Below are 19889 nucleotides of genomic sequence, written 5' to 3' on the forward strand. Positions count from 1 at the left end.
CGTGTCGAAAGGACGACCACTCCATGACACTCCCCTCTGCATCCCGCCGCTCCGTCCGGCCGCTCGGGATGTCGCTGCGGGCAGTCATGGAATTCATCGGGATGAGCGCCGTGGCGGGTGTCCTCATCACCGTCGGCGTCACGCCCGCCCTCGCCCTGACAGGCGTCGCGACGAGCACCACGATCGGCATGTTCCAGAACCTGCCCGGCTACCTCGACGTGGGCCATCTGATGCAGCGCACCAACGTCTACGCGAGCAACGGCACGACCCTGCTCGCCTCCGTCTACGACCAGAACCGCGTCGAGGTCGGTTGGGACGACGTCGCGCAGTCCGTGAAGGACGCCGCCGTCGCCGGCGAGGACCCGCGGTTCTACGAGCACGGCGGCATCGACCTGCAGGGCACGCTCCGGGCCATTGCCGTCACGCTGACGGGAGGCAAACTGCAGGGCGGGTCGTCGATCACCCAGCAGTACGTCAAGAACGTGCTCGTGCAGAAGGCAGAGTCGATCACCGACGAGGCCGAGCGCACCAAGGCCTACGACGAGGCGACCGCGCCGACGCCGGAGCGCAAGCTCAAAGAGATGCGGCTCGCGATCGGGCTCGAGAAGGAGGCGTCAAAGGACGACATCCTCCTCGGCTACCTCAACATCGCCCTCTTCGGAGGGACGGTGTACGGCATCGAGGCCGCGGCGAATTACTACTACGGCATCCCCGCGAGCCAGCTCTCGATCTCGCAGGCGGCCGCGCTGCTGGCGATCGTGAACAACCCGGCGAAGTTCCGCTTCGACGACCCGGGCGACAAGGTGAACGGCGCCGCCAAGGGCTACGCCGACACCAAGGAGCGCCGCGACTACATCCTCTCGGAGGAACTCAAGCACGGCCGTATCGACCAGGCCACGCACGACGCCGCCGTCGCCGAGCCGATCACCCCGAACATCACGGAGCCCTCGACCGGCTGCACCACCGCCGGCGATGCGGCCTACTTCTGCGAGTACGTGCTGAACGTCCTCCGGAACGACACCGTCTTCGGAGCGAGCGACGACGAGCGCTACCAGCGCATCCGCCAGGGCGGCTTCGACGTCGTAACGACCCTCGACCTTGACATCCAGCAGGTCTCGCAGGCGGCGCTCAACGCTTACGTCCCCTCGGTGGACCCGCGCTTCCAGATCGGCGCGACCGCTGCCTCCGTCGAGGCCAAGACGGGTCGGGTGCTCTCCATGGTGCAAAACACGAAGTACAGCCAGGACGAGCAGTTCCTCACCGCCAACCCCGGGTACAGCGCCATCAACCTTAACGTCGACCTCAGCATGGGCGGCGGCTCCGGCGTGCAGACCGGATCGACCTACAAGGTGTTCACGCTGGCGCAGTGGCTGAAGGCGGGGCACACCATCAACGAGTCGTTCCCGTCGCCGACGTCGGGGTTCGGCTCCTACGCCAAGAAGTGCAATGTCACGAGCGGCTACTACCAGGGCCTGCGGTTCGCACCGAGGAACGACGACCCCTCCGAGGACTCCTCCTCGATGACGGCGCTGGAGTCGACGACGAACTCGATCAACACCGGCTTCATGGGCATGGCCAACAAGCTCGATCTTTGCGACATCCGCACGACCGCCGAATCGTTCGGAGTGCACGGCGCGAACGGCAAGGAACTCAGTAGCGGCCCGGCCGCCGTCCTGGGCACCAACGAGATCGCCCCGCTCACGATGGCGAGCGCGTACGCGGGCATCGCCAACGACGGCACGACCTGTGATGCCGTCGTCATCGACCGGATCACCGACTCCGACGGAGCCGCTGTAGCCACCCCCGACTCGAACTGCCGAGCATCGGTGACACCCGAGGTCGCTCACGGGATGCAGTACGCGATGCAGCGAGTGATGACCTCGGGTACCGCCACCGCCTCGAACCCCGGCGACGGCATCGAGCACATCGGCAAGACGGGCACGACGGACGAGGCGGCCGACGTCTGGACCGCCGGCGCGAGCAGGGCGACCTCGCTCGCTGTGTGGGTGGGCAGCATCAGGGGCTTCGACGACCACACCAAGCAGAACCTACGCTTTACGACCATCACCGGCGAGTCGGGATCGATCAAGGCCTCGAACGCCCGCCACGCCATTTGGAAGCCGATCATGACGGCGCTCGATCAGAAGTACGGCGGCGACGACTTCGCCGACCCGCCGGCCTCGATGCTCGCCAACTCGCCGCGCGCCGCGACCCTCGCCGAGGTGCCGGACGTGACCGGCCAGACGGTCGCCGATGCGTCAGCAACCCTCAAGGCTGCGGGTTTCATCGTGGGCATGACGGAGCCGGCCGCGTCCGCCAAGGTCCCGGAGGGTTCCGTGGTGATGACCACGCCGAGCACCGGCAAAACGGCTCTGCGGGGCGCGGTGATCCCGTTGCAGGTGAGCACGGGGAAGGCGCCGATCAACACGGACGACATCATGGACATCAACGGCGACCTGCTTTCCTAGCAGTCTGCTAAGTCGACCGATTACTCGGCCGTCACTCGGTCCCGTTTTCGGTCGACCCGAGCGTAGGCGGGACTTCGCGCCAGCGTGATGCGCGGAGCGACACCGCACCGAGCATCTCTGCCAGCAGTTGATTGAGTGCCTTTTCAGATACTTTCCCGGTCCTTCGGCACCGGGCACGAGATGACGGCCACATCGGGCATCCTCTCGCGTCGACTGTAAGAACTCTTGCAGTCTGGAGCAGCAATCCGCTCGTGGAGCCGTACACCACGTACGGCCGGCTTGAGTTGCATCACGCGTGCCGTATTGAGACGGCGCCGCTTACGGTGAGGAGCCTCGGATGATCTGCCCACCTCACTAGACCTACCGATCGAGGGGAATTTTGCTTCGTGGGGCTTGGATCTTGTCCAAGCAGGGAAGGACTATGACCTCTCGCGCATCGCCGGAAGGGGCACCGCAAGAGACGCAAGTGGCACTGCCCTTACTCTGTCATCAGAGGGGACGTTGCAGGTCGTAGCTCACGCCTGACACCGTCGAGCGCCGGCGGCTTCAGCCGTGATGATCTGCGTGCTGATATGGCCTCCTACCTAGTGGATCGTGGATCCTGAATGACAGCAAGCTGCCTCTTATCGAACTCAAACAGACATTTTCCCTCGCAATCGAAGATGATCCCGGCTGGTTGGCAAAGAATTTTTTCGGAGAGATTTATAACAAAGGATACACTCAGGGCAGCGGTCCGGCATATTTTCAACGATGAACGGCCTACGGGAATGGCTCGCGATAAGTTCATCGACCCAGCCCGGCGCCCTGGAGCATCAACGGACAAATATCCGCCATCAGAGTCGATACGAGCAGATGAGCTCGAAGGCATCGTCGACGGCTTCGCGGCGGCGTTGCAATCTGCAAAAAGCTGGAAATTGGAATGGTAACTGGCGAGTTCTACTCGCGGCCCGTGATCATTGGATTGATTGCCGGCACAGCCGGCGCTTTGTCACTTCTCGGCCACACGATTTGGCTACTTCAACGCGCTCTAGCCAGCTGGAATTTCAGCTTCGAAGCGAACGCCCCATTCACCTTCGGGGATTCGCTAAAGTCACTGGCCTTCACGACGGTGGCCGCCGCCGTCCTGCTCGGGCTCGGCAAATTTGTCGACCGGCAACGCGCTGCAAGGGTCGCGTTCGCCCTCGTGACGATCGTGCCGACGGCGGTCCTGATTCTTCCTCGGGGCGTCCCCGCTCTCCCCCGAGGCCGCTGCGTACTGGCTGAGCTGCGGGGTGACCGACGACGTCGGGACGGTGCGCGCGGCGGCGCTGTTCCTGCCGACCGTGACCGTCGCGGCAGAGGGGGTCGCCCTGCTGGTGTGGCGGACGCGGGCGGGTCGTTCGACCGCGATCGTCGCCGGGCTGCTCGTCGGCGGCGCATGGACCGCGCTGCTGGTCGCCGTTGCGCTGTCATGAGCGGCGCTTGGTCACGAACGGTCGTCACCGGCGGGTCGGAGCAGCCGTTCATGACGAACCGGCGGGCGTTCGATCCGGGCCGGGCGCGCCTCGGCAGGGATGTCGCAGGCCTCGCCTAGGGTGCTGGTTCAGCGAGAGGATCCATTCTGAAGCGACCGAACGTCCCCGTCTTCCAGCCCCGTCGAACCGTTCACGGGGCTCTCGGCGCGCTGTTCGGATTCGTGATCGTCAGCGTGCTGACGGGTCTGCTCGCCTCGCTCGTCGTCGCCCCCGCGGCGGCGCTCACGGGTGTGGCCACCTCGAGCACGATCTCGGCGTTCCAGTCGCTCCCGAGCTACCTCGAGGTCGGGCGCCTGATGCAGAAGAGCGACATCTACGCGGGCGACCCCGATGATCCGACGCTCCTCGCCTCCTTCTACGACCAGAACCGGATCGAGGTGCCGGCCGACCGGATCGCCGACACCGTGAAGGACGCGCTCGTCGCGAGCGAGGACCCGCGCTTCTACGACCACGGCGGGATCGACCTGCAGGGCACCCTCCGCGCGATCGCGAGCACCTACCTCCTCGACAGCGACACCCAGGGCGGCTCGTCCATCACGCAGCAGTACGTCAAGAACGTGCTCGTGCAGAAAGCGGAGTCGATCCCCGACGAAGCCGCACGCAACCGGGCGTATGCGGAGGCGACGGCGACGACCGCCGAGCGCAAGCTCAAGGAGATGCGGCTCGCGATCGGGCTCGAGAAGGTGTCGTCGAAGGACGACATCGTGCTCGGCTACCTCACCATCGCCCTCTTCGGCGGCACCGTCTACGGCATCGAGGCCGCCGCCGAGTACTACTACGGCATCCCGGCCGCCGACCTCTCCCTCGACCAGTCCGCGTCACTCCTAGCCATCGTCAACAACCCCGAGAAGTTCCGTTTCGACCGACCCAACGATGCTGCTAACGGCGACGCCAACGGTTACGCGCAGACGCGGGGTCGGCGCGACTACATCCTCGATCGGATGCTGGAGGCCGGGAAGATCGACCAGGCCACGCGCGACGCCGCGGCCGCTGAGGCGATCACTCCCACGATCACCCCGCCCTCGACCGGCTGCCAGACAGCCGGAAGCGCAGCCTACTTCTGCGACTACGTCACCCACGTCCTCCGCGACGACCCGGCGCTCGGCGCCACCGACGACGAGCGCTACGCGGCGATCAAGCAGGGCGGGATCAAGGTCTACACGACCATCGACCTCGACCTGCAGAAGACGGCGCAGAAGCTGATGGACGAGCAGGTCCCCTCCTCCGATCCGCGCTTCGACGTCGGAGCGACCGCGGTCGCGGTCCAGAACGGCACCGGCCACATCCTCACGATGGTGCAGAACAAGCGCTACAGCCAGGACCCGGACGTGATCGCGAGCGGGCCGGAGTACTCGGCGATCAACCTCAACGTCGATACGTCGGCGGGCGGCGGCAACGGGTTCCAGACCGGCTCAACCTACAAGGTGTTCACCCTCGCGGAGTGGCTCGACCGCGGGCACACACTGCTCGAGCAGTTCGACTCGAAGCAGAAGAACTGGACCGGGTTCGCCGACAGCTGCGAGGGCACCTGGAACTACGACTCCTACAACCCCAAGAATGCCGGCGACGGTGGCTACTCGGACACGCAGACGGCGCTCTATTCGACCGTCTATTCGCTCAATACGGGCTTCACCGGGATGTCGCACCTGCTCGACCAGTGCGAGATCCGCAAGCAGGCGGAGGCCTTCGACGTGCATCGGGCCGATGGGACCGCGCTCGTGCAATCGCCGGGCGCTGTGCTCGGCACCAACGAGGTCGCGCCACTGACGATGGCGACCGCCTACTCCGGGATCGCCGAGGACGGCACGACCTGCACCCCGGTCGCGATCACTGAGATCGTCGGAGCAGACGGCCGGGAGATCGAGCCGGTCACGTCGACCTGCACTCGCGCGGTGTCGCTCAAGGTCGCGTCGGCGATGCAGTACACCATGCTCACGGTGACCGCCGAGGGCACCGGCGTCGAGGACGACCCGAAGAACGGCATTCAGCACATCACGAAGACGGGCACCACCGACAATTCGGCAGACACCTGGTCGATCGGAGCCTCGACCGCGACCTCGCTCGCGGTCTGGGTCGGCAGCATCTCGGCGCGGGAGGATGGGACGAGGGTGAACCTCGACACGATCGACTTCGATAACGGCTGGGCGCCAGGGGCGCGGCACCGCATCTGGAAGCCGCTGATGACGGCGCTCGATGCGCGCTACGGCGGTTCCGACTTTCCGCAGCCGGATCAGTCGCTGATCGCGGCGCCGCAGGTGAGCGTGCCGGATCTGTCCGGCCGCAGCGGCGACTCCGCGACGCAGGCGCTCCTCGCGGCGGGGCTCACTCCTGGAGCGACGTCGCAGGTGGATTCGACGCAGCCGATGAACTCGGTGGCCGGCACCAGTCCGGCGGCGGGCGCCCGCGTGGACGAGGGCTCGGTGGTCGGTGTGCACCTGAGCACGGGAACGGCGCCGCCCGCTCCAACCGGCTGACACCGCCGAGCCCGCCGACCGCGACTCCGTTCTGCGCGGTGCCGGTGAAGAAGGCGGGCTGGTACGCAGCCACGCCTACGGCACCCCGCAGGACCAGCAGCATCACACGCGATCAGGACGCCTCCGCCGGCGCGGCGCCTCCACTCCGAGCAGCGCGGCCAGCACGGCACCACCGACGAGGATGCGCGCGGCCCCGAGGAGCAGCGGATCCACGCCCGCAGCGTCGAGCGCCTGCGCGGTCCCGGTGGTGCCGAAGCAGTCGGCGTCCGCAGGACGGCGCCGACCGCCGAGGTCCGCGCCCCGCCGCCCCTCCTGCCCCGCTTCCCCAGTCCGCCTGGTGACCGGCTCCCCGTGTCGCAGGGAGAGGCGCGTGCTCTTCCGCCTCCCGCGCGAGGGGCCCAGGATGGAGGGACCGACCTAGCGGAGGAGCACGACGTGGGCATCGCAGAACCATTCGATCTCGAGGACCACCGCCGCAGCGCGCGCGGAACTCTGCACGAGCACTTCTCGGTGTTCGAGTTCGAGGAGGTGCCGCTGGATCGCGAAGCGATCGTCGCCACCGCGTACCTGCGCGCGATCGAGCACGCCACCGTCGCCCGGGTGCTGCCGATCGCCCGCGCCCACCCCGACGAGCGGGTCCGCGAGTTCGCGAGGATCTGGGCGGCCGAGCGACACCGGATCGCCGACGCGCTGGGTGACGTGCTCGCAGCCTCGCCGCAGATCCGCGGGATCGACGTCCGGCCACCGGAACCGACCGTCGAGTCGCGCCCACTCCTGAACCGCGTCGCGGCCGCCCTCCCCGGTCCGGTCGCGCTGGCGCTCGCGGTGGATGCGCGAATCGCGATGCACAGCTACCGCCGGCTCGCCCGGCTCTCGCTGCACCCCGAGATGGAGCGCCTCGCCGAGGCGATCATCGGAGTTGTGGAGCGGTACGCCGACTTCTTCACGGTGCACGCGGCAGGACGGCTGGGCCGCCCGCTGCCTCGCCGTGTGCTGGCGGCGGGCCTGCTAGCCGTCCTGCGTCTCCCGATCGGCGAGGCCGACCTGCCCGAGGCTCTCGCCCGCGAGGGCCGGGAGCTCGTGTTCGGCCGGGACGACGGCGGACTGGACGGGATCGACGCCGGGATCGTCGCGGCCTTTGCTCTGCCCTGCACAGCAGCCCGACGGCTCGTGCATCCCTACCAGCCCGCGTCGATCCGCGCCGCGCACCGCCTCGGACGCCTGGCCGCCGACACCCGCTTCGCCGTCGCGACCCTGCTGGAGCAGGTGCGAGAATAACGCTCAGCCCAGCAGCTCGCGCACGTCCTCGGCGGTGATCCCGCCCGTGGCAGCGGCGCCGTCGTCGGACATGACTGCCGCGAAGAGCGCGGCCTTCGCCTCCTTGAGGGCCATCACCTTCTCCTCGATCGTGTCCTTCGCCACAAGCCGATAGACCATCACCGAGCGGGTCTGACCGATGCGGTGCGCGCGGTCCACGGCCTGCGACTCCGTGGCCGGGTTCCACCAGGGGTCGAGCAGAATGCAGTAGTCGGCCTCGGTGAGGTTGAGCCCGAATCCACCCGCCTTGAGTGAGATCAAGAACACTCCCGCCTCGCCGGAGCGGAACCGCTCGATGACCTCGTCGCGCTTCTTCGTCGCTCCGTCGAGGTAGGCGTATTCGATGCCGGCCGCGTCGAGTCGGCCGCGGACCCGGCCAAGGAACCGCGTGAACTGGCTAAAGACCAGCACGCGATGGCCTTCACCGAGCGCGTCGCCCAGCAGGTCGTCGAGCAGGTCGAGCTTGGTGGAGGGGACGCTCTCGTGCGCCTCGTCGACCAGCGCCGCATCGAGGGCGACCTGGCGCAGCACCGTCAGCGCGCGGAAGATCGCGAAGCGGTTCTTCTCGAAGTCGCCGATCAGGCCGAGAACCCGCTGCCGCTCCCGCGCCAGATAGGTGTCATAGACCTTCCGTTGCTTCGGGCCGAGCTCGACCTCGAGGGTCTGCTCCTGCTTGGGCGGCAGCTCCGTGGCGACGAGCTCCTTCGTGCGCCGCAGCATCAGCGGGCGAATGCGACGCCGCAGTTGCGAGAGCTTCTCGCTGTCGGCTTCGCGCTCGATCGGCTTCTGATAGAACTCGACGAAACCGGCGGGCGAGGGGAACAGGCCCGGAGCGACGATCGACAGGAGCGACCACAGCTCCATCACGTTGTTCTCCATCGGCGTGCCGGTGATGGCGAGCTTGAACGGTACGTCGAGGCGGCGCGCGAGCTGATGCGTGGCCGACTGGCGATTCTTGACGAACTGCGCCTCGTCGAGCAGGAGCCCCGACCACTGAATGCCCGAGTACGACTCGTAGTCGAGCCGGAACAGCGCGTAGGAGGTGATCACCAGCTCCGCCTCGCCGATGACGCTCGAGAGCGCCCTCCGCTTCTTCTTCGACGTCTCGTCGATGCCGACCACGCGCAGGTCCGGAGCGAAACGCTTGGCCTCGCCGACCCAGTTGGGCACGACGCTGGTGGGCGCGACGACGAGGAACGGGCGCGGCGAGGTGCCCGCCTCCTGGGCCGCGGCGCGCTGCTCCTGCATCACCCGGCTGACCAGGGCGAGGGACTGCACGGTCTTGCCCAGGCCCATGTCGTCCGCGAGCACGCCGCCGAGCTGGTTGTCGTACAGGAACGAGAGCCAGTCGTAGCCGAGCTGCTGGTAGGGCCGCAACTCGACGGCGAAGCCCTCGGGAAGAACGCGGGACTCGAGGGCACCCGTCGCGGTGAAGCCGGAGAGGCCCTCGACGGCACGGCGCCACGCGGCGGCCTGCGCCTCCACGACGCCCAGCTCGACCAGCTCGTCCCAGAGCGAGGACTGGAAGCGGCTGATCCGCAGAGTCTCGCCGGGGTCGTCCGAAAGCTCTCGGGCCTCGGCGATCAGCTCGCGGAGGCGGCCGAAGCGTTCGTCGTCGAGGGCGAAGTAGACGCCACTGGGCAAGACCATGTACTCGTCGCCGCGGGCGAGCGCGAGGAAGATCTCGGCGAGCGGAACCGCCTCGTCGTTGACGGTGACCGAGATCTCAAGGTTGAACCAGTCGCGGCTGTCGGGCTGGGCGACGGTCTGCACGGCGACCACGGGCGCGGTCTGCGCCTCGCGGTAGTCGACGCGCTCGCCGACCTCCTCGATCTCGACCGTGCCGAGTTCGCGGAGACGCTCGACCTCACCGGTGAGGAAGCCGACGGTCTGCATGCCGCGCAGGTCGAAGGTGGGGCGCAGGCGCCGGCTCGACGGGGAGACCAGGGCGGGGGTCGACTCCGGGTCCAGGCCCGCGCCGACGAGGGAGTCGAGGATGCGCTGCTCGGCGTCGAGGTCGCGGTAGCCGGCGTCCTCGCCGACCCGCAGCGGCAGCCGCTCGGCGTCGACGCCGCGCGCCCCCTCCACCGCGTAACGCCACCACCACGAGCCGCGCAGGCCCGCACCCTCGGTGTGCTCGAGGGTGAGCCCCAGCCGCGGCTCGGGCACGGCGGGCGCCTCGAAGGAGCCGTCCCGGGAGACGATGTCGAACAGCCGGTGCAGCCGCTGATAGTGCTCGGTGAGGAAGGCCGACTCCTCGGCGACCGGGATGCGGATCGCCTCGCGGCTCCACAGGAAGGTGCGCGCCGAGGACAGCAGCGGCGCGGCGAACGGGATGAGGGTGACCGGGCGGGCACGCAGCTCCTCGCCCCCCTCCCAGGTGTAGAGGCCGACGGCCGGGTCGCCGATGAAACCGAACTCCTCGGGGGCCGGGTGGTCGCCGATCGCGACGAGCGAGCGCAGCTCGAGGCCCGCGGGGGTGCGCGTGACGTCGATGGAGGCGGTGGCCGTGGTATCGAGGATCTTCAGCGGCGTCTGGTCGCGATCGCCCATCACCAGGCCGATGCCCGCGCGGACGGCGCCGTGCAGGGCCGCCCAGATCGCCTCGCTCCGGCACTGGTCGAGGTAGAGCCAGGTGTCGGGCGAGTAGTAGCTGGAGGCGCTGTGCCCCGAGAGCAGGCCCTGCATCTCGCGGATGACGTCGATCTGGCGCTCGTCGTAGTCGTGGCTGTAGTGCAGGTAGCCGAGGTCGCGCCAGCTCGCGCCGGTGCGCACCCAGCGGTCGCGGTCGCCCATCCGCACCGGTCGCACGCCCAGGCGCGGACGCGGCTCGGGCGGCGGGCGGTAGGAGTTGTAACGGCCGGGCGGACGGCGCACGGGCTCGCCGGGCAGCAGCTCGAATTGCAGGCCCAGCGGGATGCCGGTGCGCGAGCGCTCGGCGCCGGCGAGCAGAGGAGCGAGTGCGCTGCGCCACTCCGGCACCGCGTCGACGGCGGCCTCACCCGGGAACGGGCCCGCCACTCCGCCCTCGCGCTCGCGGCGCAGGGCCTCGATCAGGACGGCCGCGACGTGCTTGCACTCGCGCTTGACCGGGCAGCTACAGGCGCCGCCGAGCAGGCTCCAGTGGTCGCCCTCGTCGCGCAACTGCACGCTCACCGCGTAGGGCAGCCGACCGGATCCGCGGACCTGGCCGAAGAGGCGGGTCCGGCCACCGAACCACTGCAGCTCGCGGACGCGTCCCTCGTCGGCATAGGCGGCGCCCTTCCCGAACGCGGCAGAACCGACGAGCGCGCGGATGTCCTGCTCCCAGAACGGCTCGTGGCCGGCGGTCACCGACCCGGGTGCGGCCGACGGCAGCACCTCACCGGGGGGACTCTGGCGGGCCATGAACCTCACGCTCTCCGCGCTCGAACGAACGCATCCGCCTATTCAACCTGATCCCGGGGACGCGGCGGACCGCCGGGCGGGATCTGCGGAGGACGCACGGCTGTCCCTACGATGCAGGGATGCCCCGTCTGGCCGTCGTCTCGGCGCACACCTCCCCGCTCGAGCAGCCCTCGACGGGCGACGCGGGTGGCATGAACGTGTACCTGGCGGCGGTCCTGCCGGAGCTGGCGACGCTCGGCTGGGAGGTCGAGGTACTCACCCGGGGCGAGGGCATACGGATGCTCGCGCCCGGCGTGCGAGTGGTCGGCGTTCCCGTGCCGGCGGGCGACAAGTACGCACTGGCCGCGGCGGCACCGGCCTTCGCGCGAGCCGCGGCAGGAGCGGACGTGGTGCACTCGCACTACTGGGTGTCCGGCCTCGCCGGGGTGCTCACCGGGCGGCCGCATGTGCACTCGATGCACTCGGGTTCGCTGGCGAAGAATGCCCGACTCGCACCGGGCGATGTGCCGGAGCCGCGGCAGCGGATCGACGCGGAGCGCTCCGTCCTCGCAGCGGCCGACGCGATCGTGGTGGCGGGAGCCTCGGAGCGGGAGGACGTCGTCGGCGGGTACGGTGCGGATCCGGCGCGGGTGGTCATGGTACCGCCGGGAGTCGACGCACGGTTCCGACCGGGCGCGGGCGAGCGCTCGGGAGTGGTCCTGGTCGGGCGCGTCCAGCCGCTCAAGGGGCAGCTGCTCGCGGTGCAGGCACTCGCGGCGATGGTGCCAAGCGAGCGGCCGGTGCTGCGGCTGGTCGGCGGGGCGACTCCGGGACGGGAGTCGTACCTCGATGCGGTCCACGCCGCCGCGGCTCCGCTGGGCGACCGCGTGCTGATCGAGGGGCCGGCGGACCGCGACACTGTGGCCGAGCGGCTCCGGAGCGCGCGGCTGGCACTCGTGCCGTCGGCGGCCGAGACCTTCGGGCTGATCGCGCTCGAGGCGGCCGGCAGTGGGACGCCGGTGCTGGCACGGCGGACGACAGGCTTGGTCGACGCGGTGCGCGAGGGCGGGAGCGGCGTGTTGCTCGCTTCCGACGCGCCCTCTGCGTGGGCCGAGGCGATGCTCTCCCTGCTGCGGGACCCCGGCGAGCTCTCGCGCCTCGGCCACGGCGGCGTGGAGTGGGCAGCCACCCACTCCTGGCCGGCCGCCGCCGCCCGCCTGGACGCCGTCTACCGGGGCCTGCTGGCGCGCTGAGGGAACCCCGATTCGTCGAGGGAGCCCGCTCCTGCGGGTTCCCTCGACGAGTCGGGGTTCCCTCGACGGCGGGGGGTGGGAGGGGTGGGGGAGGGGTGGGAGGGGTGGGGGCGAGGGCGAGGCAGGCGCCGCGGGTGGAGCGGTACCAGGGCGCGAGGCGGTCGGGGGAGACGGCGACCATCGCGGCGCCCGTGAATCCGGCGTCGTTGCCGAAGCGGGCAGGGACGATCTCGGTGCCGATGTCGAGGAAGCGCGCGAACTCGTCGAAGACGTGCGCCGCCGCGCCTCCGATCACGAACAGTTGCGGCGAGAGCAGCATCTCGAGGTGCCGGTAGTAGACGCCGAGGCGCCCGGCCCACTCCTCGAGCGTGATGCCCTCGCGCCGGACGGCGGAGAAGCCGACCTGCGGCTCGAAGTCCGGGCCGTCGATGTGCAGGTGGCCGAGCTCGGAGTTGGGGATCACCACGCCCTCGTGCACGAGCGCCGTGCCGATGCCGGTGCCGAGGGTCGTCAGGAGGAGCAGGCCCTCGCGGCCGTGCATCGCGCCGAACTCGCGCTCGGCGACGCCCGCCGCATCCGCGTCGTTGACGACGACGACGTCCACTCCGGTCGCCTCCGAGAGCAGGGCCTGCGCGTCGAGGCCGACCCAGCGCTGGGAGACGTGGGTGGTCTGGCGGACGACGCCGCCGCGGACGATGCCGGGAAAGCCGACACCGACGGGCGTCCCCGCGATCGGCGAGACGTCGCGGACGATGCCGGCGATCGCCGCGGCGAAGTCCTCGGGCTCCTTGCCCAGCGGGTTCGCCACGGCGAAACGCCGGGCCGCGCGCTCGCCGGTCGTGACATCGACGAGCGAGGCCTTGATCGACGTCCCCCCGATGTCGACGCCGACGGCGAAGCGCGGGAGGAGGCCGTCCTGGGGCTGGGTCACGGATGCTCCGTCTGCTGTGGTGGCGAGTCGGTGACTCGGGAACGCGGCGGCCCGCCGGATCCGGGATCGCGACGAGCCGAAGGCGAGTCTACGAGCCGTCAGGTGCGCGCGGGCTCCGAGGGGACGCCGAGGACGTAGTCGATCACCGGCTCGTAGAGGTGCACGGCCAGCCCGTCGTCGATCGGCACGACCACCTCGATCGAGCCCTGCGCCTCCGCGACGAACACCGCCGGGTCGTTGCAGTCGGCGATCGCGATGACCGGCAGACCGCGCCGGCCGGCCGCTCCCGCGAAGCCGTGGTCGGCGATCACCAGGTCGGGGCGGACGCCGAGCTCGTCGAGGCGGTCCAGCAAAGCATCCATCGGCTCGGGCGAGTGGGTGTGCTGGAGCCCTCCCCCGCGGTAGACGCAGGTGACGCCGCCGGTGCACCAGAGGGACTGGTGCTCGTCTGCGAGTGGCACGCGGATGCCGTCGGGCGCGGCGAAGGGCAGCGCGTTGACGTCAATCACGCGGGCTCCCTGCTCCGTCGCGGCGGCGGCGAAGCGGCGGTAGACGTCCATCAGCGTCGCGGGATGCGCGGTGGCGAACAGGAGCAGCGAGCCCTCGCGGACGGCGGCGGCGAACCGGGCGCGGTAGCGGGCGAGGGCGCGGACGCTCAGGCGGGCGTCGATCCGGTCCTGCCCGCTCTCGAAGGAGGGATCGGTGCTGATCCCGACGCGCTCCCCCATCAGGGCGAGCAGGCTTTCGAGCGTCCAGCGCTCGGCGACGTCGACCCCGTAGAGGTGAGCGGGCTCGCGAGCGGCGAGCCGGCGGAGGTTGCCGAGGTTGGACGCACGGCCGGTGAGGACGTCTCCGGCGAGAAGGGAGGAGTCGAGGTACGCCTCGAGCTCGGAGTCGGGTAGCGGCATGCGGGACCTCTCGACGGGGAGCTTCCAGGCTACGGGGAATTCACGTCTTGACAAGCGATCCATCACCGATATATCGTTGTTGCATCGCCAAGAGATCGCGAGCAGCCGCTCCCGACGGGCGACCGGATTCGATCGACAGGAATCCCCTCACGACAGAGAGCAGCACACCCATGAACCCCAGGACCTTTTTCTCCGACGACCGCCGCGACTCCTGCGATGGCGACCACTCCACCCGCCACGAACACCCCGGCCGCGGACAGCGGCGCGGACCCGGCGGTCACGGCCGCGGCTTCGGGCCCGGCTTCGGCTTCGGGCCCGGCTTTGGGCCCGGCTTCGGCGGCCCCTTCGGCCGCGGCGGAGGACGCGCCCGACGCGGCGACGTCCGCGCAGCTCTCCTCTCTCTCCTCGCCGAGAAGTCTTCAAACGGCTACGGCCTGATCAAGGCCATCGCCGAGAAGACGAACGGCTCGTGGCGCCCCAGCCCCGGCTCCGTCTACCCCACCCTCCAGCAGCTCGTCGACGAGGGCCTCATCACGGCCGTCGGCGAGGGCCGCGGCACCGAGTACCAGCTCACGGACGCGGGAGGCACCTACGTCCGCGAGCACGCCGACGAGCTCGCCGCGGCCTGGGAGGCGACTCCCGGTGCGAGCGACGCCGACCGCGCGTTCATGGAGAACGTCGGCAAGCTGATGGGCGTCGTGCAGCAGTTCCGCGGAGCGAGCGAGGCCCAGCGCGCCGCCGCCGCCGCGAAACTCGACGAGACCCGCCGCGCGCTGTACCTCATCCTCGCCGACTGATCACGACCGACTGCTCACGACCGGCTGCTCAGCCGGACCCCAGACGGACGGGACGCCGCACAACGTCAGCTGAGAGCGCCTGTCGCGCGCCATCGTGCGCGAGAGTGCATCTCAGCTGACGTTGTGCGTCGGTCTCAGCGGCGGGACGAGGCAGCGAGGCGGGCCAGGCCCTCGTCCAGGCTCACCGACGGGCTCCAGCGCAGCTCGGCGCGGGTGCGGCGCTGGTCGAACCAGTGTGCGGTCGAGAGCTGCTCGGCCAGGAAGCGCGTCATCGGCGGCTCATCGGCGCCGGCTCGCACGGCCCATACGCGCTCGACGAGCGACCCGGCGGCTCGCGCGACGCCGGCGGGGACCTTCCACCGCGGCGGCTCGACTCCCGAGGCACGGCAGATCCCGGCCAGCAGCTCAGCGACGGGCCGGGGCTCACCGTTGGTGACGACGTAGGAGCGGCCGTGCACCTCCTCCGCGCGCCCGAGAGCGGCGACGATCGCCGAGGCGGCGTTGTCGATATACGTCGAGTCGATTAGCGCCTGCCCGTGCCCGAGCAACGGCAGCCGGCCGGTGCGCGCCCGCTCGACGATGCGGGCCACGAGCTGGGTGTCGCCCGGCCCCCAGACCAGATGCGGGCGCACGGCCACCACCGAGAATCCCGGCGCGTCGGCCGCGAGGGCCAGCAGCTCAGCGCGGGCCTTGGTGCGCGCGTAATCGCCGCGCGCCCGTTCCGGATCGGCGGGCTGGGCGTCGTCGCCGGTGATCGAGGAGCCGGCGTGGGCGACCGAGGGCGACGAGATCTGGACGAAGCGAGTCACTCCGGCGCGGGCGGCTGCGGCGAGGAGGCGGCGGGTCCCGTCGACGTTCACTCGATCGAAGTCGCCCGGGTCGCCCGCGAGCGAGACCTTCGCGGCGAGGTGCACGACCGCCTCGCAGCCGGCGACCGCCTGCTCCACCGCGCGTGGATCGGTCAGCGAGCCCCGTGCCTCCTCGACACCCGTGACCCCGGAGGGCCGACGCTGGAAGGTGCGGACCTCGTGGCCCTGGGCAACGAGGTCCGCGGCCACCGCGCCTCCGAGCAGCCCGCTCGCGCCGGTGACCAGGACCCTCACGGCGCCACCATCCGGCCGCCGGCGAGCACGCGCTCGGCCCAGCGCGAGAGCGCGACGCGGTCGATCTTGGAGTTGTGGCGGATGTCGGTGGGGAGCGCCGGAACGACCAGCACCGCGGCGACCGGCCGACCCGCCGCCGAGCGGACCTCGGCGGCGAGCGCCTTCCCGGCGAGCGCCACCCGGCGAGCGCCCGAGCGCAGCTCGACCACGGCGACCAGCTGCGCGACTCCACGCGGCCCAGCACCCACGATCGCGGCGCGCGCGACAGAAGACACCCGCGCCTCGATCCGCTGCTCCGGGCCCACCGGCGTGACCACTCCATCCGGCGTGACCACGACATGCGGCATCCGTCCCTCGACCCAGAGCCGGCCTGCGGAGTCGATCCGCCCGACGTCCCCGGTGCGGTGCCAGCGCTCACCCGCGACAGCGCCGATACGGGCGGCCCGATCGGTCAGCCAGAGCCGCTCGTAATGGTCCTCGACGTGCCCAGCCGAGACGACGATCTCGCCGGTGACGCCCACGATCTCCGCCGGCTCGTCGGCGGCGCGGCCGTTCGCGTCCAGCGGCGCGATCCGCAGTCGGACGCCCGCGGCGGGCACTCCCACGCAGACTCCGCCGCGCGGATCGTCGTCGGACGCCGCCTCCCGGATGCCCTCGAGCGATGCGTCGGTGAGCAGCAGCGCCTCGGTCATGCCGTAGGGGGTGCGGGCGGAGGCGTTCGGCATCAGCGCCTGCGCCTCGCCGAGCAGCCCCGCCGAGACGGGAGCTCCGGCCGAGAGGAAGGTGCGGACACCGGCGAGGGCGCGGTGCTCGTCGGCGTCCAGCGCTCCGGCGGTGGCTACCACGTTGGCGAGCGCGGCGGGAGAGAGGAACAGCACGGTCGCGTCGACCCGGGCGGCGGCCGCGGCGACGGCGGCCGCGGTGAGCGTCCGGGGAGCGGTGACGTCCATGTCCGGAGTGGCGGAGCGCGTACCCAGCGCGGGGCCGAGCAGGGCGAATGGCGCGAAGCCGGCGACGAGCCCGGTGCCGGGACCCACTCCGTACTGGCGGGCGAGCGCATCACGGACCCCCGCCAGCTGGCGGTGCGTGTAGACGACGCCCTTCGCCGGACCGGTCGAGCCAGAGGTGAACAGGATCGCGGCCACGGCGTCGGCGGCGGGCGGCGCGCCCAGCGCCTCCCGGTCCGCGGCCAGCTCGGCGCGGCCGAGTTCGATCAGCTGACCGAGCGAGGTGTCGACGCCGAGAGCGGCGGCGGAGGCGCGCGGCAGCGTCTGCGTCGAAACCCGCCCGCCCGGCCAGCGCAACGCGCGCGCGACCGTGAGCCCGGGCAGGGCGCCGACCACCAGGTCCGGCCAGGCGCCACGGACGGCCCGGGTGAGGCCGCGCAGACCCAGGCCCGCGTCGGCGACGACCACGACGGCTCCGATACGCAGGCACGCGTAGAGCAGCGCCGTCAGGTCGGCACCGGGCGGCACGAGGAGCGAGACGCGGTCGCCCGGAGCGACGCCCGAGGCGCGGAGCCCGGCACCCAGCTCGCGAACCCGCCGCGAGAGCAGACGCCACGAGACAGACCGCGGCCCGCCGCCTCCGGGGGGCGCCATCTCGACCAGCGCGAGGGAGTCGTCCTCGGCGTTGCGATCGAGGTGCACCCCCAGCGGTTCGACCGGCGCACTCGGGCGGCGGACGTCCGGGGCCGGGTCGCCGCCGAAGGGCTCGTCGCCGTCGGCGAGGTCGCCCAACCAGGTGAGGGCGGCGGTCGCGTAGTCGACGTCCTCCGCCAGCAGGTGTCCGGCGCCCTCGAAACGGTGCACTTGCGCGTGCGGGAGGCGGTCGACGAGGTCGTCGAGGTAACGGTCCGAGAAGATCGGGTCGAGCGGACCCCAGAGCATGAGGGCCGGCGTGGTCAGGGCGCTGACACCCTCGGCGATGCGCTGCAGCTCGGGGTCGCTCGGATGCGTGGAGTCGACGGGGATGTCGGCGACGAAACCCCCTACTCCTCCGCGACGCGACGCGGACCGGTAGGGCGCGCGGTACCCCTCCTTCACAGCGGAGGGCAGCGCCGGGTGCCCGAGCGCGAGAGTCGTCTCGAGGAAGGCGGGCGTGCCGACAGTGGCCGCCCCGAGCACGCCCGAAGCGAGCGCGAGCCGCAGCGGAGCCGGGATCGGCTCGTCGGCGCTCTGGTGGATCGCGGTGTTCAGGAGCATCGTCGCGCGCAGCTGCTCCGGGTGCTCGACCGCCCAGCCCAGCGAGACGACTCCGCCCCAGTCGTGTCCGAGGGTCACTACATCGACGAGCCCGAGCACGTCGGTCAGGTTCGAGAGCTCGCGCACGCGGTCGGCGAGCGGATGCAGTGCACCGGTGCGCTCCGAGAAGCCCATCTCGAGCTGATCGACCGCGACCACCCGCCAGGCGGGCCCACCGCGGCGGGCGACCCCGAGAGTGGCGGTCGCCAGCCGGCGCCAGAGGTACGACCAGGTGGGGTTGCCGTGCACACACAGGATGGTGCCGACCGGCTCCGCGCCGAGGGCGTCCCCCGTGTCGAGCAGGTGCCAGCGGCGCGGGACGCCCTGCGCATCCGGAGCGTCGACCAGGCGCGACCACGCTGGGTCGAGCCCGTCGAGCCCGGCCGGAGGCAGCTGCGCCGCGGCCCTGGCTCCGAGCGCTTCGCGGATCCGCTCGGCTGGGTGGGGCGCGGTCACCAGGCGATCTCGAGCATCGCGGTGTTGATGCCCGAGCCCACTCCGATGAGCAGCACCCGGTTGCCGGGCTGCAGGGTTTCGGCCTCCTGGGCCAGGGTGATCGGGATCGACGCCGGGCCGACGTTGCCGAGGGTGGGGTAGGTCGTGGGGACGCGGCTGCTGTCGATGCCGACGGCCTTCACCAGTGCGGCGGTGTGCACATCCGACACCTGGTGCGTGATGTAGCGGTCCATCCCGGTCCAGTTCCAGTCGCGGGTGGCCTCCTTCCAGGCCGAGAGCACGAGCTCCATCCCGCCCTTGAGCAGCGCTTTCGCGTCGGTGAACATGCCGTCGACGCTGCCGACGCAGAGCTCGTTGAACTGGGTGGCCGCACGGGTGATCCCGCCGAGGATCCGATGCCCCTTGGGGTGCTCGTCGGCCGGCCCGAGGACGGCCGCCGCGGCTCCGGAGCCGAGGGTGAGGCTCGCGAATTCGCTCATGAAGTCCTTGCGCTTGACCCCCTCGCGGCTCAGGCGCTCGATCGTCTTGACCTGGATCTCGTCGGCGTCCTCGCCGTCAATGATGAGCGCGTAGCGAATCTGGCCGGAGTCGATCAGCTGCGCGGCGAGAGTCATACCGTTGACGAAGCCCAGGCACGCATTCGCGATATCGAAGTTGATGGCCGAGGAGGGCAGGCCCAGCCCGTGGTGCAGGCGGACGGCGACCGACGGCTCGAGGTGCGTGCGGGTCACCGACGTGTTGATGATGAGGCCGATCTGGTCGGCGCGGACTCCGGCTCGGCGAGAGCCCGCTTACCCGCGTCAATCGCCGCTCCGTCGAAGCCCTGCTCAGCGCCCCAATTGCGGCGTTCGTGCACGCCGGCGACCCGCTGGAGGAGGCCGGTGGGGAGCCGGAGGCGCTTGAGCGCCGGAGCGAGCCGAGCCTCGATCTCGGCCGAGGTGGTCACGCGCGGAGCCAGCGTGGTCGCGACGGAGAGCAATGCGACGTTGCGGTGCGTGGTCGTTGCGTTTCCGTCCAACGGAACTCCCTGTCGAGTTGTCGATCCTGGCATGTGCCTCC

General features: G+C 70.7%; 10 protein-coding genes and 2 pseudogenes. 6 read left to right on the forward strand and 6 right to left on the reverse strand.

Going from position 1 to position 19889, the window contains the following annotated elements:
- Positions 1–23: 23 nt before the first annotated feature.
- From C1O28_RS10940 to C1O28_RS10955, 4 genes are all read left to right on the forward strand, one after another.
- The gene (locus C1O28_RS10940; RefSeq protein WP_160487594.1) at positions 24–2468 is read left to right on the forward strand and encodes a transglycosylase domain-containing protein; all 2445 of its coding nucleotides are present in this window, start codon (positions 24–26) and stop codon (positions 2466–2468) included.
- A gap of 1271 nt (positions 2469–3739) precedes the next feature.
- Positions 3740–3922, forward strand: a complete 183-nt coding sequence (locus tag C1O28_RS10945) for a hypothetical protein (protein ID WP_097165223.1) — start codon at positions 3740–3742, stop codon at positions 3920–3922.
- Between the two features lie 221 nt (positions 3923–4143).
- Positions 4144–6456, forward strand: a complete 2313-nt coding sequence (locus tag C1O28_RS10950) for a penicillin-binding protein (protein WP_097165222.1) — start codon at positions 4144–4146, stop codon at positions 6454–6456.
- Positions 6457–6891: 435 nt separating this feature from the next.
- Positions 6892–7734: a hypothetical protein gene (locus C1O28_RS10955; protein WP_097165221.1), complete on the forward strand. Its 843-nt coding sequence runs from the start codon at positions 6892–6894 to the stop codon at positions 7732–7734.
- 3 nt (positions 7735–7737) lie between these two features.
- On the opposite strand, the gene C1O28_RS10960 is transcribed toward C1O28_RS10955, so the two are convergent.
- Positions 7738–11160 carry a DEAD/DEAH box helicase gene (locus C1O28_RS10960; RefSeq protein ID WP_097165220.1) on the reverse strand — a complete coding sequence of 1141 codons (3423 nt, stop codon included), beginning with the start codon at positions 11158–11160 and terminating at the stop codon, positions 7738–7740.
- A 119-nt stretch (positions 11161–11279) separates the two neighbouring features.
- Between C1O28_RS10960 and C1O28_RS10965 the strand changes: the two genes are divergently transcribed.
- On the forward strand, positions 11280–12392 hold the full coding sequence (locus tag C1O28_RS10965; protein ID WP_097165219.1) for a glycosyltransferase: 1113 nt from the start codon (positions 11280–11282) through the stop codon (positions 12390–12392).
- A 484-nt stretch (positions 12393–12876) separates the two neighbouring features.
- On the opposite strand, the pseudogene C1O28_RS15705 reads toward C1O28_RS10965, so the two are convergent.
- Together C1O28_RS15705 and C1O28_RS10975 are read right to left on the reverse strand one after the other, a co-directional pair.
- A pseudogene (locus C1O28_RS15705) lies at positions 12877–13323 on the reverse strand (ROK family protein); the annotation flags it as partial.
- 98 nt (positions 13324–13421) lie between these two features.
- Positions 13422–14231, reverse strand: coding sequence for a phosphatase (locus tag C1O28_RS10975; RefSeq protein ID WP_097165218.1), 810 nt, complete (start codon positions 14229–14231; stop codon positions 13422–13424).
- A gap of 170 nt (positions 14232–14401) precedes the next feature.
- Here C1O28_RS10975 and C1O28_RS10980 point away from each other — a divergent pair, with 170 nt between their 5' ends.
- A complete protein-coding gene (locus C1O28_RS10980) occupies positions 14402–15028 on the forward strand; it encodes a PadR family transcriptional regulator (RefSeq protein ID WP_097165217.1) in 627 nt (208 codons plus the stop codon).
- 134 nt (positions 15029–15162) lie between these two features.
- Here C1O28_RS10980 and C1O28_RS10985 read toward each other — a convergent pair whose 3' ends face one another.
- The 3 genes and pseudogenes from C1O28_RS10985 to C1O28_RS10995 form a co-directional block, all read right to left on the reverse strand.
- Positions 15163–16131, reverse strand: a complete 969-nt coding sequence (locus C1O28_RS10985; RefSeq protein ID WP_097165216.1) for an NAD-dependent epimerase/dehydratase family protein — start codon at positions 16129–16131, stop codon at positions 15163–15165.
- A complete protein-coding gene (locus C1O28_RS10990; RefSeq protein WP_243391987.1) occupies positions 16128–18830 on the reverse strand; it encodes an alpha/beta fold hydrolase in 2703 nt (900 codons plus the stop codon). The genes C1O28_RS10985 and C1O28_RS10990 overlap by 4 nt, the downstream gene beginning before the upstream one ends.
- Positions 18827–19881 (reverse strand): annotated as a pseudogene (locus tag C1O28_RS10995) (3-oxoacyl-ACP synthase III). Before C1O28_RS10995 ends, C1O28_RS10990 begins: the two are co-directional and overlap by 4 nt.
- Positions 19882–19889 lie beyond the last annotated feature (8 nt).

Origin of the sequence: Rathayibacter rathayi (genome assembly GCF_004011095.1) — a bacterium.
In the GTDB taxonomy this organism is placed as follows: domain Bacteria; phylum Actinomycetota; class Actinomycetes; order Actinomycetales; family Microbacteriaceae; genus Rathayibacter; species Rathayibacter rathayi.